Raw genomic sequence first — 14,816 nt, 5'->3', positions numbered from 1 at the left:
CCTGGCGCCGCGCAAGCGTCTGATGTCCTGGCGGCTGCTCTATTTGTTACAGGGAGGTAAGCTAAAGTGCTCCGTGTGTTCGGGTCAACGAGTCAGCATCGCATTGGGCGATAAAGTTTTCTTATGGAGAACCCGGTTCGACTACCAACGAACCAGAGTCGCGCCCCATGTGAACCCGCCGCCCATCGCCTCCAGCAGCACCAGATCGCCGCGCTTGATGCGTCCGTCGCCGGCCGCCTCGGCGAGCGCCAGCGGGATCGACGCGGCGGACGTGTTGCCGTGGTGCTGAACGGTCAAGATCACCTTCTCCGGCGCGATCCCGAGCTTGCGGGCGCTGGAATCGATGATGCGCTTGTTGGCCTGATGGGGTACGAACCAGTCGATCTCGGCCGCGGTGACGTCGGCCTTGGCGAAGACGTCCTCCACCACGTCCACCGTCGCCGAGACGGCGAAGCGGAAGACCTCCTGCCCGCGCATGCGCAGGTGACCGACCGTCTGCGTGGTGGACGGGCCACCGTCGACGAAGAGCTTCTCCTTATGCGCGCCGTCGGAGCGCAGGCAGGAGGCGATGATCCCGCGCGACGGGTCGTCGCCCCCGCCCTCGGCCGATTCCAGCACCACGGCGCCGGCTCCGTCGCCGAAGAGCACGCACGTGGTGCGGTCCTCCCAATCGAGGATGCGCGAGAAGGTCTCCGCGCCGATCACCAATGCGCGCTTGGCGATGCCCTGGGCGATCAGCGCATCCGCGGTCGTCAGCGCGAAGACGAAACCCGAGCAGACCGCCGCCACGTCGAACGCCGCGCCCTTGGTGATGCCGAGCCGGTGCTGCACCGAGACGGCGGTCGAGGGGAAGGTGTTGTCCGGCGTCGCGGTGGCGAGCACGATGAGGTCGATGTCGTCGCAGGAGCAGCCCGCGCTCGCCAGCGCCGCACGGGCGGCCCGCTCGGCGAGGTCGGAGGTGTATTCCCCCTCGGCGGCGATGCAGCGTTGCTCGATCCCGGTGCGCGACACGATCCACTCGTCGGACGTGTCGACCATGGTCGCGAGGTCGGCGTTGGTGACGACGCGCTCGGGCAAGGCGGACCCGACGCCGACAACGCGCGTCGCAGGCGGTCGCAGATTCGCGTCGTGCGCACGTTCCCCTGCCGCTTCGGCGTATCGATCAACCCGCGTTTGCAAGCTCTTTGGTCTCCGTGAGTGTTGCCACGTCCGAGGCGATTCGGGCTTGAAGGTCGTTGCGGACCATGTCGTGCGCCAGTTCCACTGCGCTGGCAAAGCCGTATTCGTCCGTCCCGCCGTGGCTCTTGATGACCAGACCGTTCAGTCCGAGGAACACCGCGCCGTTAATTTTGCGCGGGTCCATCTTGTCGCGCAATCGGGCAAATGCCGGTTTTGCGAGCACATAGCCGATCCGCGCCCGCAATGTGCGGCCGATCGACATGCGAAGATATTCGGCAAGCTGTCGCGCGGTGCCTTCGGCCGTCTTCAGCGCGATGTTGCCGGAGAACCCCTCCGTGACCACGACGTCGACGATACCCTTGCCGATGTCGTCCCCCTCGACGAAGCCTTCGTAGCGCAGGTTCGGAAGGCCCGCGTTGCGCAGGATCTGCCCCGCCTCGCGGACTTCTTCGAGGCCCTTCACCTCCTCGACGCCGATGTTGAGGAGGCCGACCTTCGGCATCTCGATGCCGAAGACGGCGCGCGACATCGCCGCGCCCAGGATCGCGTGGGTGACGAGGTTCTTGGTATCGACGCCGATGGAGGCGCCGACGTCGAGCACCACCGATTCGCCGCGGATGGTGGGCCAGATCGCCGCCAGAGCGGGGCGGTCGACACCCTCCATGCCGCGCAGGCAGAAGATCGCCATCGCCATCAGCGCGCCGGTGTTGCCGGCCGACACCATGGCCGACGCGTCCCCCTGCTTCACGCTGTCGAGCGCGCGCCACATCGACGAGACCCGCCGCCCCATCCGCAGCGCCTGGCTCGGCTTGGCGTCCATCGGGATCGACACGTCGGTGTGGTGGATGGTCGACCGGGCGGCGAGCTCGGGATGCTTGGCGATGGCCCGCTCCAGCTCGCCCTTGTCGCCGAACAGCTCGAACGCGAGGTCCGGGCAACGCATCAGCGCGACCGCGAGGCCCGGCACCACCATGGATGGGCCTTCGTCGCCCCCCATGGCGTCGATAGCCAGTCGGATCTCGCCTGTGGTCATGGGTTCCTGTTCGCTGCCTGTCGCCGCGCCACATTGCAGCGGCGCGGACCATAGTGGAAGTGATCGCCCGACAAAACGCCTAAGTCGGTTTGTTCTTCAATTGCGCCAGAACCGCGAACGGGGACGGCTCCTCGGCGTCCTCCTCGTCGTCCGGCTCCAGCTCGAATTCCACCCCGGGCGCCCGCGGGTAGGGGTCGAGGCCGAGCGCGAAATGTTCGACCGCGATCGCCCCGACGTCGACCTCCTGGCCCTCCAGCCGCTCGGGCGGGTCGGGCTCATCGGGATCGACGACGACCTCCTCGCTCTCGGCGACGTCGGGATGGAAGCGGCGGTCGAAGGTCTCCTCGACGTGCCCCGCCACCGGCTCCAAGGTCACCACGCAGGCCTGCGTGACGTCGCCGCGCACGGTGCCGATGACACGCACGCCCTCGCCGCGCCACGGACGCACGGTGACGTCGGCGGTCAGGCTCTCGATGGAGACGATGTCGAGCGCCTCGGCGAGCGCGGCACGCTCCTCGGCACTCGCCTCGATCGTCATTTCGTCCGGCGTGGTGACGCGCCGCACGCCGACGGGGCGATGGAAACGCGCGCTCACGATGCGACCTCGGCGGCCTCGCGGCGCGGCGCGAAGGCCAGCGGCTCGGGGAAGCGGGGTGTCGCGGTGAGGGTCTCGGGCGCCATGTCGCTCAGCGCGCGAAAATAGTCGGCGAGGGCGAAGGCCTGCGGCGAGGCGAGACGGTCCGGCTGGTCCAGCACGTTGCGCGCCATCGCGGCGGCGAGGCCGGTCCGGTCGTCACGCGCACCGAGATAGGCTTCGTAACGGCCATAAAATGCAGCGCCCATTTTCTTCATCTTCTTCGGAACGGACAGATCGCTGACGCCGATGGTGCGCAGGTTCTGCTCCATGTCACTCAGGAAATGGTCGAACAGAGCCTGTCCGTCCACCCCCATCGTCGCACCCGACCTTAAGGCGTTGATAAAGGGGCTGATGTGAAGAACGATCATCTCGAAGCGACCGTCCAGCGTGTCGGCCACGCCATAATTTGTGTAAAAGACCGCGGATCGCGCTTGCGTCACGGCTGCATCGTAGAGCTGGCGCACCGCGGGATCGGGCTTGTTGCGGAAGAAGAAGCGAAGCATGGCACAGAACCCCTTACGCGCCTCAGATAAGTCGGGTGCGCGGCGTTTCGAGGTGAAGTCGCTCGTCGCCGTCGCCGCGGTGTGTCTCGCGCTCACGGCATGTAGCACGGGCGAGGAGTTCACTCGCGGGCAAAAAATCACGGCCGACCAGCTCGAACAGGTCCCAGTCGGGTCCTCCAAGGAACAGGCCGTCCTGGCGCTCGGCACGCCCACCACCACCGGCCTCGCCGGCGGCGAAGCCCTCTACTACATCTCGCAGACCGACGCACGAAGCTTCGCCTTCCAAAAGACCAAGGTCCAGGACCGGCGCATCCTCGTCGTCTACCTCGACGACGACGGGCGTGTGCGGCAGATCGCCGAATACGGCCTGAAGGACGGCAAGGTGTTCGACTACCTGTCGCGCAAGACGCGAACCTCGGGCCAGGACCTGGCCTTCCTGTCGCAGGTGCTGTCCGGCCTCACCAATCCCGAGCTGTAGCCCCGCGCGCCCACCGATGCCGCGTCCGCCTCGCACCGACTGGGAGATCTACGCGCAGGTCGTCCACCGCCTGCGCTTCGTCATCCTGGCACTCGGCGCGATCGCCATCGGCGTGACGCTGCCAGCCTCCGAGCGGGTGACCTACGACACCGACGTCCTCACCTACTTCGAGGCCGACACTCCCAGCCGCGACGCCTTCGAGGCGATCGAGGCCCGCTTCGGCCGCTCGGTGGAGGTGGTGACGCTGGTGGTCCCGCGCGACGGCACCGTCTTCACCCCGCAAGGCGTCGCCGCCATCGCCCGCCTCGCCGAGGCGTCGGCGGCGCGGCCCGAGGTCAGCGCGGTGCGTTCGCCCCTCCCGCCGCCCCCGCCCCCGCACGCTCCCGCGAGCGACGATGCCCCGCCGAGCACCTGGGCCGAGCGGTTCGCCGCCGCGGCGGACGCGCCGGAGAACCGCCCGCTGGTCGCCGCCGACGGCTCGGTCGCGGCCGTCGCGGCGGTGGTGGACGCCCGGGCGGCGGAGGCGGACGTGCGCGCGATCGCCGCGGCGCACCGGGCATTGCGCGACGCGGTGGCGGCCGACGCGCCGGGCTTCGAGCTGATCCAGACCGGCCGCATCCCCATCGACGACGCCTACCTGCGCGAAAGCCGCGACGACGTCGACCGCTATGCCGGCCTGCAGATGGGGATCCTGGCGGCGCTGATCTTCGTGGCGGTGGGCTCGCTGTCGATGACCTTGGCGATCATGGTGGTGGTGGTCGCGCTCACGGGCGGGTCGGTCGGCGTGCTGGCGCTGACCGGGACGCCGCTGAACGGCCTGTCGAGTGCGGCGCCGGCGGTCTTGATGGGGCTGATGGTGGCGAGCGTCCTGCACATCGCGCTGGCCTATCAGGGGGCGATACGCGGCGGCGCCACGCGCCAGGCGGCGATCGCCCTCGCCTACGCCCGGAACGCACGGCCCGTGGTCCTCTCGGTGGCGACGACGATGGTCTCCTTCCTGCTGCTCAACGTCGCCGAATCGCCGCCCTTCCGCCAACTGGGGACCGTCGTCGCGGTCGGCCTCGTCGGCGTGCTCGCCCTCGCCTTCACGCTGCTGCCGGCGCTGCTGGCGGTCCTGCCGCGCAACGCCGCGCGCCACCGCGCGGGGGCGGAGCGGGCCATCGGCGCGCTCGCCGGCGCGTCGGCCCGGCATGCACGCGTGGTGCTCGTCGCGGCAGGCCTCGTCGCGGCGGTGGCGGGGGCGGGGGCCGGCCGCCTCGTCGCCAACGACACGTTCGCCCACTACTTCGACGCGCGCTACGAGGTGCGCCGCGCCACCGACCTCTTCGAGGCCAAGCTCTCCGGCACCACCATCGTCGACATCGAGGTCGACGCCGGGGCTCCGGAGGGCGTGTTCGCCGGGCCTGTCCGGTCCGCGGGGCGCGACCTCACCGCCTGGCTCCAGGCGCGGCCGGAAGTCGCCCGTGTCGATTCCATCGCGGCCCTCCTCGCCACCGCCCCGGCGCCCGGCACCCCGGCGAAGGCGGCGGTGACCGCGGCGACCGACCGCCTGGCCGCCACCGGCGGGCCGCGGCTCCTCGGGCCGGCGGCACGCTACGAGCGGCTCTCGGTGGTCCTCGCCGGCGTCTCCTCGCAGGACATCCTCGCCTTCCAGCGGGCGACGGAAGCGCAGGCGGCGCGGCTCTACGGCGCCGGCGCCGTGCGGGTCTCGGGGCTGCCGGTGCTCTCGGCGGAACTCTCGGTGAATTCGGCGCGGTCGATGATCCTCGGCATGGCGCTGGCGCTGGCGGCGATCTCGGGCCTCCTGATGGTGACGCTGCGCAGCGTGCGGCTGGGCCTCGTCAGCCTGGTCCCCAACCTCCTCCCGATCCTCCTGGCGTTCGGCGCCTGGGGGTTCGCGGTGCGCGAGGTCTCGTTCGCGGCCACCGTGGTCGGCGCACTCACCTACGGCATCGTCGTCGACGACACGGTGCACATCCTCGCCGGCCTCGAGCGCGCCCGCGACACCCGGCCGCCCCGCGAGGCGCTGGAGGCGACCTACCGCCGCGTCGGTGTCGCGGTCGTCGTCACGACGCTGGCGCTGGCGCTCTCGTTCATGCCGTTCGCCGTCTCGGGCTTCCTGGTCAACCGACATTTCGGCATTTTGACGGCCCTGACGCTCGCCGCGGCGTTGCTGGCCGATCTCGTGGTGTTGCCGGCGTTGATGGCCGTCGTGGACCGCGAGCGGCCCCGCCGCCGGCGCCGCTGAGGCCGCCGGGCAGGATTTTTGTCCGGAACGATGATGCCGAGGCCTTCGTTACCACAACCGAAGGCGGCGCGAGCCCAGGGCCCGCGGCCGCCGCAGTGAATTTGTGGAGAGAGTCATGACCAAGGCTATGATGGCGGCGCTTCTCGCCGCGACGATGGGCACCGGTATGGCGGTGGCTCCCGCGACCGCTCAGGTCAGTATCGAGTTCGGCGACAACGACCGCGTGCGCCAGGACGACGCCCGCTACGACCGCCGCAACGACGCGCTCCAGCAGCGCGAGGACCAGGTCGAGGCCGAGGGCGATCGCCGCGCCGACTACCTGCGGTCCAAGGGCAACTACCGCGCCGCCGAGGACGTCGAGGATCGCTACGACGCCAAGGAAGACCAGATCGACGATCAGCAGGCCCGCAATGCGCGCCACCGCGATCGCAACGATGCCGGCGACGGGCTGACGATCCAGCTCAACTGACGCCCCGCCGAGGCGAGTCCGGCCGCGGCACGCGGCGGCCGGCACCCGGGATGAAGGAAGGGCCGCGCACGGCGAGTGCGCGGCCCTCTTTTTTTGAGCCGCCGGCTGCGGCGATGGCGCCGCAGCCGCGACGCCACGCGGCGCGCGGCCCGGTCGTGCGCGAGCGAGCGCGGCCTACTGGTGCGCCAGCACCGCCAGCAGCAGCAGCGCGACGATGTTGGTGATCTTGATCATCGGGTTCACCGCGGGCCCGGCCGTGTCCTTGTAGGGGTCGCCCACGGTGTCACCCGTGACGGAGGCCTTGTGCGCCTCCGAGCCCTTGAGGTGTTTCACCCCGTCCCGGTCGACGAAGCCGTCCTCGAACGACTTCTTGGCGTTGTCCCAGGCGCCGCCGCCGGCGGTCATCGAGATCGCCACGAAGAGCCCCGTCACGATCACGCCGAGCAGCATCGCGCCCGTCGCCGCGAAGGCCTCGCCCTTGCCGGCGATCGCGTTGATGACGAAGAACACCACGATGGGCGACAGCACCGGGAGCAGCGAGGGGACGATCATCTCGCGGATCGCCGCCTTGGTGAGCATGTCCACGGCGCGGCCATAGTCGGGCCGGTCCTTGCCTTCCATGATGCCCGGCTTCTCGCGGAACTGGCGGCGCACCTCGTCCACCACCGCGCCCGCCGCGCGGCCGACGGCGGTCATCGCGATGCCACCGAAGAGGAACGGCAGCAGCCCGCCGAAGAACAGCCCGACCACCACGTAGGGGTTGGCGAGCGAGAAGTTCAGCGTCTCGGACGTGACGCCCTGGAAATAGGGGTACTGGTCCGAGTGGGCGATGAAGTACTTCAGGTCCTCGGTATAGGCCGCGAAGAGCACCAGGGCGCCCAGGCCCGCCGAACCGATGGCGTACCCCTTCGTCACCGCCTTGGTGGTGTTGCCGACGGCGTCCAGCGCGTCGGTGGTGGCGCGCACGTCCTCCGGCAGGTCGGCCATCTCGGCGATGCCGCCGGCATTGTCCGTCACCGGCCCGAACGCGTCGAGCGCCACAACCATACCGGCAAGCGCGAGCATGGTGGACACCGCGATCGCGATGCCGAAGAGGCCCGCCATGGAATAAGTAAAGATGATACCGGCGATGATCACGAGGGCCGGAAGCGCCGTCGCCTCCAGCGAGATCGCCAGACCCTGGATGACGTTGGTGCCGTGCCCGGTGACCGACGCCTGGGAGATCGACCGCACCGGGCGATAGCCGACGCCGGTGTAATACTCGGTGATCCACACGATGAGACCGGTGATGACGAGACCCGCCACGCCGCAGAGGTAGAGGTCGAGCGGGGTGAAGGTGAGCGCGCCGGTGGCGGCGACGGCGGCGACGCCCTCCGCCCCCTCGGTCCCCGCGGCGGTGGCGGCCGCATCGGCCACGGCGCCGATGGTGATCTCGGCGTTCAGCGAGCCGAACACCAGGTAGGTCACCGGCAGCAGGATGATCAGCGACAGCACCGCCGTCACGATGAAGCCCTTGTAGAGGGCGCCCATGATGTTGGTGCCGCCGCCGAGCTTGACGAAGAAGGTGCCGGCGATCGAGGTCAGGACGCAGGCGCCGCCGATGGCGAGCGGGTACAGCATCGTCGCCGACAGGAACTCGGTGCCGGCGAAGTAGATCGCGGCCAGCACCATCGTCGCCACGATGGTCACCGCGTACGTCTCGAAGAGGTCGGCCGCCATGCCGGCGCAGTCGCCCACGTTGTCGCCCACGTTGTCGGCAATGGTGGCGGGGTTGCGCGGGTCGTCCTCCGGGATCCCCGCCTCGACCTTGCCGACGAGATCGCCGCCGACATCGGCACCCTTGGTGAAGATGCCGCCGCCCAGGCGCGCGAAGATCGAGATCAGCGAGGCGCCGAAGCCGAGCGCCACCAGCGCGTCCACCACGGTGCGCGAGGTCGGGTCGATCCCCATCACCGCGGTCAGCACGAAGAAGTAGACCGCGACGCCCAGGAGCGCGAGCCCGGCCACCAGCAGCCCGGTCACGGCGCCGGACTTGAACGCGATGTCGAGCCCGCCCTGCAACGAGACCGAGGCGGCGTGCGCCGTGCGCACGTTGGCCCGCACCGAGACGAGCATGCCGATGTAACCGGCGAGCCCCGACAGCACCGCGCCGATGGTGAAGCCCACCGCGACGAGCGCGCCCAGAAGCCAGAAGACGATGGCGAAGATGACCACACCCACGACCGCGATCGTGAAGTACTGGCGGGCGAGGTAGGCCGAGGCGCCCTCCTGGATGGCGCCTGCGATCTCCTGCATCCGCGGCGTGCCGGCAGGCGCGGCGAGCACACTTCGGATGGCCCATGCACCATAGAGCAGCGAGACGAGCCCGCACGCGATGACGATCAAGATCGGGTTCATTCAAATCCTCCAGCGCGCGGCCCCTCGTCGGGGGCCGCATCTCTTTTCATTGCCGCCGGAGTAAAGCGTTCGTCAGCCCATCAGGCAAGCTTATCGGAGCGGCGACTTTGGGAGAGGGCCGCGCCGATCCCCAATACAATCAGAGGGCAAGCGACCAGGCCGAGGAGGACCCAGTTGATCGGCGCCCACCCCGCCGTCTGGAACAAGGCGCCCGACGACAGCGAGGCGACGGCGACCATGCCGAAGACGATGAAGTCGTTCGCCGCCTGGGTGCGGGCGCGCTCCTCGGGACGCTGCGCCTGGGTCAGCATCGCCGTGCCGCCGATGAAGCCGAAGTTCCAGCCGAGGCCCAGGAGGATCAACGCCACGTAGAAGTTGCCGAGGTCGATCCCCAGCAAGGCCGTGCCACCGGCAAAGGCGAGCAGGACGAGGCCGATGGTCGCGATCGGCTCGGCCCCGAAGCGGGCGATCAGGCTGCCGGTGAAGAAGCTCGGCGCGAACATCGCGATCACGTGCCACTGGATGCCGGTGGCCGCGGCGTCGGTGTCGAACCCGCAGGCGAGCATGGCGAGCGGCGCGGCGGTCATCATGAGGCTCATGACGCCGTAGGAGACGAGGGCGACGAGGATCGCCAGCTGCACGCGCGGCTCGGCGAGGATCTGGCGCATCGGCCGGCCGGCCGCCGCCTGGACCGAGCGCGGCGCCTGCACCGGCCCGCGGTAGAAGGCGAGCAGGCCGAGGCTGACGATCGCCAGCAGCCCCTGGGCCAGGTAGGCGCCGGCGAACGCGGTGGGGGCGAAGAGGTCGCGCGTCGCGATCACCGTCTGCGGGCCGATGATGCCGGCGAGCAACCCGCCCGCCAGGACGAACGAGATCGCCCGCGGCTTGAACCGATCGCTCGCCCCGTCGGCGGCGGCGAACCGGTACTGCTGCACGAACGCGAACGAGAAGCCGCCGACGAAGGTGCCGACGCAGTAGAGCGGGAAGCTGTCGTTCATGATCGCGGCGAAGGCGACGAAGCCCCCCGCCGAGGAGATCAGCGCGCCGACCATGAAGCCGGCGCGACGGCCGATCCGCCCCATCAGCATCGCCGCCGGGATGGTGCCGCAGGCGGTGCCGACGATCATCATGGAGACCGCCAGCGTCGCGATCTGCGTCGTGGCGCCCAGCAGCGACACGCCGACGAGACCGCCGAGGGAAATGGTGATGGAGGTCAGCGCTCCGCCCATCGCCTGGGCGAGCGCCAGCACGAGCGCATTGCGCCGCGCCAGACGATCATTGGCTTGCATGCCGCCCGATTATCCCCTGCGGCCAGATACCGCAAGCAAGCCGACGCGCTCCCGGCGTCGACCATTCACGCAGCCTATGGCCGGCGGCGCCGGCCCGGCCGGCGACGGGGTCGGACCGGGGGCACGCCGCTCGCGCCACGTCGCGCGCGGGGGGCCGGAGCGAAACCATAGGGCCCCGGCGACCCGTGGGTGGCCGGGGCGCGGCGTGCGTTACTTCGGACGGTGACCGCTCGCCAGCATGGTCATCTCGGGGATCATGGTGCGGACCTCCACCTCGTGGAAGCCGGCCTTGCTCATCGCCTCGGCGAGCCAGCCCGCGTCCAGCGAACGCGCCTCGGGCGTGAACGCCGTGTGCTGAAGCTGCCAGAGCGCGGCGAGCTTCGGACCCGTGCGGTCCGCGTCGACGATGAAGTCGTGCACCATCAGCCGGCCGCCGGGGGCGAGGTGATCGTAGGCGCGGGAGATGAGGCCCTCGTGCGCCTCGCCCGGCACGCCCGAGAAGAGGTAGGACATGAGCACCACGTCCTGGTTCTTCGGCCAGATGTCCTCGCGCCCATCACCGGCGACGTAGGTGATCCGGTCCGAAAGGTCCGCCTCCTCGACGTATTCCTTGCCGAGCGCGGCGACATTCGGATAGTCGACCACGGTCGCCGTCAGGTTGACGTTGGCCTTGCACAGGGTGATCGCGAAGGCGCCCGTGCCGCCGCCGACGTCGAGCAGGGTCCTGGCGTCGGACAGGTCGGTCTTGCGGGCGAGCTGGCGCGCGGGACCGAGCGAGCCGGCATGCTGGCTCTCGGAGTAGAGCCGGGCCTGCTCGGGATCGGAGAACCAGTCGGCGTAGGATGCGGTGGCATCATCGGGCAGCCGGTTCTCGAGCGCCGCCTCGATCTGGTCGATTAGCGGATACATCTGCTTGCCGACCTGCAGCCGCAGATAGTCGGAGAAGTCGTACTTCGCGCCCTTCACCAGGAAGGCGTCGGCCGCCGGCGAGTTCGCGAATTTGCCGTCCTCGACCGTGACGAGGCCGAGCCCCGCCAAAGCCGTCAGCAGCATCTCGGCACGGTCGGGTTCGAGGGCGGTGTCGCCCGCCACCTCCTCCGCCGTCCGGGGACCGTTCGAAAGGAGAGTGAACACGTTCGACTCCAGCGCCGCGAACAGCGCCTTCGATCCCATGTAGCCGAATGCGATTTGCGAAATTTCGTCTGCCTGCGTGAGAACGCCCATGCCATTCCTTCGAAGTGGATTATGCTCCTTTTAGGATATCATGTTCTCGACAATTTCAAGGTTTTGGCCGCTATGTCGTGCGTCATACGCGCCAAGATGCGGTTGCAATCGATGGCCGAGGGCGGCAGCTTGCAGGCTGCGGGGGGAAAGATATGTCCGGGCTGAGAATGCCGGCCGTCGACGCTCAGATCATGGCGCGACGGGGCGAAATCGTTGCGAAGCTGCGCGAAATCGTACCGGGAGAGGGCACGGTCGACGATGAAACCGGCATGCGCACTTACGAGAGCGACGCGCTCACCGCCTATCGCCAGATGCCATTCGTGGTTGTGTTGCCCGAAACGGTGGAACAGGTCGCCGCCGTCCTGAAATATTGCCACGAGACGGGAATCCGCGTCGTCCCGCGCGGCGCCGGCACCTCCCTCTCGGGCGGCGCGCTGCCGCTGGCGGACGCGGTGCTGATCTCGATGATGCGCTTCAACCGCATCCTCGACATCGACTTCGCCAACCGCTGCGCCACCGTTCAGCCGGGCGTGACCAACCTCGCCATCACCAACGCGGTCTCGCACGAGGGGTTCTACTACGCGCCGGACCCGTCCTCGCAGATCGCCTGCTCCATCGGCGGCAACATCGCCGAGAACTCCGGCGGCGTGCACAGCCTCAAATACGGCCTCACCACCAACAACGTCCTGGGGCTCGAGATCGTCACCATCGAGGGCGAGGTGATGCGCTTCGGCGGCAAGCACCTCGACGCGGAAGGGTACGACTGGCTCGCCTTCATGACCGGGTCCGAGGGGCTGCTCGGCGTCGTCACGGAGATCACCGTGCGCATCCTGCGCTCACCGGAGACGGCGCGGGCGGTGCTCGTCGGCTTTCCCGAGGCGGAGGACGCCGGGCGCGCGGTGGCCGCGATCATCGGCGCCGGGATCATCCCCGGCGGCATGGAGATGATGGACAAGCCCGCCATCCACGCTGCCGAAGCCTTCGTCCACGCCGGCTACCCGCTCGACGTCGAGGCGCTGCTGATCGTCGAGCTGGACGGACCGAAAGTCGAGGTGGATCATCTGATCGACCTCGTCGAGGGGATGTGCCGCGAGAATGGCGCCACCTCCTGCCGCGTGTCCGAGACGGAGGAGGAGCGCGCCACCTTCTGGGCCGGGCGCAAGGCCGCCTTCCCCGCCGTCGGCCGCATCTCGCCCGACTACATGTGCATGGACGGGACCATCCCGCGCCGCGAGCTGCCGCGCGTCTTGAAGGGTATGGCGGAGCTGTCCGAGAAGCACGGGCTGCGCGTCGCCAACGTCTTCCACGCCGGCGACGGCAACCTGCACCCGCTCATCCTGTTCGACGCCAACCAGCCGGGCGAGCTGGACCGGGCCGAGGCGTTCGGCGCCGACATCCTGAAGCTGTGCGTCGAGGTGGGCGGATGCCTGACGGGCGAGCACGGCGTCGGCGTCGAGAAGCGCGACCTGATGCCGGAGATGTTCACCGAAGACGACCTGAAACAGCAGCAGCGCGTGAAGTGCGCGTTCGACCCGCAGCACCTTCTCAATCCCGGCAAGGTGTTCCCGGTGCTGCACCGCTGTGCCGAACTCGGCCGCATGCACGTCCACCGCGGCAAGCTGCCCTTCCCGGACATTCCGAGGTTCTGATGCGTTCCCTCATCGTCGCGGCGAGCCTCCTCGCCGCCGTCCCCGTCGCCGCGCAACAGGCGCCGCGGGGCGACACCAGCCCCTTCCGCGTCGCCGCGCGCTTCCTAGAGAACTGCGACGCGCGGGCGGGTGCCGATGGCCAGCGCCCGCCGGAAAACTACGGCTGCCTGTCCTACATGGCCGGCCTGGTGGAGGGGTACAGCGTCGCCGCCTACGCCAACGGCGACAAACACCCCTACTGCCTGCCCCGCCCGGTCACGCTGGTCGAGATGATGGACATGATGGCCGTCGCCATCGAGCGCGGCGTGCCGGGCGACACGCCCACCGCCGCCGTCTTCCACAACCTCCTGACCGTCACCTTCCCCTGCAACGCGGCGACCGTGCCGCTGTCCGACGATACGCCCGGCGAGGCACCCGCCGGCATCACGGACACGCCCGCGAGGGACGCCACCGATACGCCCTCCGGCACCTCCGGCGGCGCGGCGCCGAGCGCCCGGTGAGCAACGTGCTGACCCCCGAATCGGCGGCCGACGTGGTGGACTACGTCGCCTCCGCCGTCGCCACCGCAGAGCCGCTGGAGATCATCGGCGGCGGCACCAAGCGCGCCATCTCCCCGCCGACGCAGACCGGCTACGTGATGGACCTGTCGCGCCTCGCCGGCATCGTCGGCTACGAGCCGGAGGAACTGATCCTCACGCTGAAGCCCGGCACACCGATGGCCGAGATCGGCGACACTCTGAGCGCCGCCGGGCAGATGCTGGCCTTCGAGCCGCCCGACCTCGTCCCGCTTCTGGGCGCCGGGGGCGTTGCGACCTTCGGCGGCGCGTTCGGCACCAACTTCGCCGGCCCGCGGCGGCTGACGGCAGGCGCGGTGCGCGACCACATGCTGGGGCTGCACGCGGTCTCCGGCCGCGGCGAGAGCTTCAAGGCCGGCGGCAAGGTGGTCAAGAACGTCACCGGCTACGACCTCGCCCGCGCGCTGTGCGGCTCGTGGGGCACCCTCGCCATCGCCACCGAGATGACGGTGAAGGTCCTGCCGCGGCCCGAGACCGAGACGACCGTCGCCCTCCCCGGCCTCGCCGTCGAGGCGGCGGTCCACGCGATGTCCCGCGCGATGGGCTCGGCCGCGGACGTCTCCGGCGCGGCCCACCTCGCGGCCGACGTCGTGGGCGCGGCGATCCCCGGCGCGACGGTCCCCCACACGGTGCTGCGGCTGGAGGGCTTCGGCCCCTCGGTCGCCGCGCGCGCCGAGGCGTTGCGCCGCCTTTTCGCGGGGCAGGAGATCGTCGCCGTGGAGCGCGAGCCCTCGCAGGCGCTGTGGCGCGCGATCCGCGACGTCACCCCGTTCGTCGGCACCGCGGGCGCGGTGTGGCGCATCTCCGTGGCGCCGACCGAGGGACCGCGGATCGCCGCGGCGATGCCGCCCGGCAGCCGCGCCATGCTCGATTGGGCCGGCGGGCTCGTCTGGGTCGAGACGCCAGCCACGGGGGACGCCGGGGCAAGCCTCCTGCGCGACGCTGTCGCCAAGGCGGGCGGAGGCCATGCGACGCTGATCCGCGCACCGGCCGAGATCCGTACGGGAACGTCCACGTTCCATAACTCGGCAGTAAATGTTAAAGCGTTAAGTGAGCGCTTACGCGCTGCATTCGACCCGCACGCGATTCTCAACCCCGGTCGCTTGGCCCGCACCTAGGCGGTCGTCATTCGACC

At 69.8% G+C, this 14,816-nt stretch carries 13 protein-coding genes; 6 read left to right on the top strand and 7 right to left on the bottom strand.

Annotated features, from left to right (window positions below; all coding sequences use genetic code 11):
- Positions 1–141: 141 nt before the first annotated feature.
- The 4 genes from MRB58_RS17990 to MRB58_RS17975 form a co-directional block, all read right to left on the bottom strand.
- Positions 142–1,119 carry a beta-ketoacyl-ACP synthase III gene (locus tag MRB58_RS17990; protein WP_244782039.1) on the bottom strand — a complete coding sequence of 326 codons (978 nt, stop codon included), beginning with the start codon at positions 1,117–1,119 and terminating at the stop codon, positions 142–144.
- Between the two features lie 43 nt (positions 1,120–1,162).
- Positions 1,163–2,212, bottom strand: a complete 1,050-nt coding sequence (gene plsX / locus MRB58_RS17985) for a phosphate acyltransferase PlsX (protein ID WP_244778471.1) — start codon at positions 2,210–2,212, stop codon at positions 1,163–1,165.
- A 79-nt stretch (positions 2,213–2,291) separates the two neighbouring features.
- On the bottom strand, positions 2,292–2,807 hold the full coding sequence (locus MRB58_RS17980; RefSeq protein ID WP_244778470.1) for a DUF177 domain-containing protein: 516 nt from the start codon (positions 2,805–2,807) through the stop codon (positions 2,292–2,294).
- Positions 2,804–3,313, bottom strand: coding sequence for a ubiquinol-cytochrome C chaperone family protein (locus tag MRB58_RS17975; RefSeq protein WP_244778469.1), 510 nt, complete (start codon positions 3,311–3,313; stop codon positions 2,804–2,806). Before MRB58_RS17975 ends, MRB58_RS17980 begins: the two co-directional genes overlap by 4 nt.
- A gap of 37 nt (positions 3,314–3,350) precedes the next feature.
- Here MRB58_RS17975 and MRB58_RS17970 point away from each other — a divergent pair, with 37 nt between their 5' ends.
- The 3 genes from MRB58_RS17970 (at position 3,351) to MRB58_RS17960 (ending at position 6,547) form a co-directional block, all read left to right on the top strand.
- The gene (locus MRB58_RS17970; protein WP_244778468.1) at positions 3,351–3,830 is read left to right on the top strand and encodes an outer membrane protein assembly factor BamE; all 480 of its coding nucleotides are present in this window, start codon (positions 3,351–3,353) and stop codon (positions 3,828–3,830) included.
- Positions 3,831–3,846: 16 nt separating this feature from the next.
- Positions 3,847–6,078, top strand: coding sequence for an RND family transporter (locus MRB58_RS17965; RefSeq protein ID WP_244778467.1), 2,232 nt, complete (start codon positions 3,847–3,849; stop codon positions 6,076–6,078).
- Between the two features lie 115 nt (positions 6,079–6,193).
- A complete protein-coding gene (locus MRB58_RS17960) occupies positions 6,194–6,547 on the top strand; it encodes a hypothetical protein (RefSeq protein WP_244778466.1) in 354 nt (117 codons plus the stop codon).
- Between the two features lie 174 nt (positions 6,548–6,721).
- Here MRB58_RS17960 and MRB58_RS17955 read toward each other — a convergent pair whose 3' ends face one another.
- The 3 genes from MRB58_RS17955 to MRB58_RS17945 form a co-directional block, all read right to left on the bottom strand.
- Positions 6,722–8,944: a sodium-translocating pyrophosphatase gene (locus MRB58_RS17955; protein ID WP_244778465.1), complete on the bottom strand. Its 2,223-nt coding sequence runs from the start codon at positions 8,942–8,944 to the stop codon at positions 6,722–6,724.
- An 80-nt stretch (positions 8,945–9,024) separates the two neighbouring features.
- Positions 9,025–10,233 (bottom strand): MFS transporter, encoded by a 1,209-nt coding sequence (locus tag MRB58_RS17950; RefSeq protein ID WP_244778464.1) that lies wholly within the window; start codon positions 10,231–10,233, stop codon positions 9,025–9,027.
- A 210-nt stretch (positions 10,234–10,443) separates the two neighbouring features.
- Positions 10,444–11,457, bottom strand: a complete 1,014-nt coding sequence (locus tag MRB58_RS17945; protein WP_244778463.1) for a methyltransferase — start codon at positions 11,455–11,457, stop codon at positions 10,444–10,446.
- 152 nt (positions 11,458–11,609) lie between these two features.
- Here MRB58_RS17945 and MRB58_RS17940 point away from each other — a divergent pair, with 152 nt between their 5' ends.
- From MRB58_RS17940 to MRB58_RS17930, 3 genes are read left to right on the top strand one after another with little or no spacing between them, the layout of a single operon-like run.
- A complete protein-coding gene (locus MRB58_RS17940; RefSeq protein WP_244778462.1) occupies positions 11,610–13,106 on the top strand; it encodes an FAD-linked oxidase C-terminal domain-containing protein in 1,497 nt (498 codons plus the stop codon).
- The gene (locus MRB58_RS17935) at positions 13,106–13,606 is read left to right on the top strand and encodes a Rap1a/Tai family immunity protein (RefSeq protein WP_244778461.1); all 501 of its coding nucleotides are present in this window, start codon (positions 13,106–13,108) and stop codon (positions 13,604–13,606) included. The genes MRB58_RS17940 and MRB58_RS17935 overlap by 1 nt, the downstream gene beginning before the upstream one ends.
- The gene (locus MRB58_RS17930) at positions 13,603–14,799 is read left to right on the top strand and encodes an FAD-binding protein (protein WP_244778460.1); all 1,197 of its coding nucleotides are present in this window, start codon (positions 13,603–13,605) and stop codon (positions 14,797–14,799) included. Before MRB58_RS17935 ends, MRB58_RS17930 begins: the two co-directional genes overlap by 4 nt.
- Positions 14,800–14,816 lie beyond the last annotated feature (17 nt).

The organism is Acuticoccus sp. I52.16.1 (assembly GCF_022865125.1).
Lineage (GTDB): Bacteria > Pseudomonadota > Alphaproteobacteria > Rhizobiales > Amorphaceae > Acuticoccus.
This window is presented reverse-complemented; position numbering and strand designations above follow the sequence as displayed.

What these genes read in the sequence shown, in the direction of transcription:
- MRB58_RS17940 (WP_244778462.1), top strand. Translation starts at nt 11,610, where the DNA reads ATGTCCGGGCTGAGAATGCCGGCCGTCGACGCTCAGATCATGGCGCGA.
- plsX (WP_244778471.1), bottom strand. Translation starts at nt 2,212, where the DNA reads ATGACCACAGGCGAGATCCGACTGGCTATCGACGCCATGGGGGGCGAC.
- MRB58_RS17965 (WP_244778467.1), top strand. Translation starts at nt 3,847, where the DNA reads ATGCCGCGTCCGCCTCGCACCGACTGGGAGATCTACGCGCAGGTCGTC.
- MRB58_RS17960 (WP_244778466.1), top strand. Translation starts at nt 6,194, where the DNA reads ATGACCAAGGCTATGATGGCGGCGCTTCTCGCCGCGACGATGGGCACC.
- MRB58_RS17945 (WP_244778463.1), bottom strand. Translation starts at nt 11,457, where the DNA reads ATGGGCGTTCTCACGCAGGCAGACGAAATTTCGCAAATCGCATTCGGC.
- MRB58_RS17955 (WP_244778465.1), bottom strand. Translation starts at nt 8,944, where the DNA reads ATGAACCCGATCTTGATCGTCATCGCGTGCGGGCTCGTCTCGCTGCTC.
- MRB58_RS17950 (WP_244778464.1), bottom strand. Translation starts at nt 10,233, where the DNA reads ATGCAAGCCAATGATCGTCTGGCGCGGCGCAATGCGCTCGTGCTGGCG.
- MRB58_RS17935 (WP_244778461.1), top strand. Translation starts at nt 13,106, where the DNA reads ATGCGTTCCCTCATCGTCGCGGCGAGCCTCCTCGCCGCCGTCCCCGTC.
- MRB58_RS17970 (WP_244778468.1), top strand. Translation starts at nt 3,351, where the DNA reads ATGGCACAGAACCCCTTACGCGCCTCAGATAAGTCGGGTGCGCGGCGT.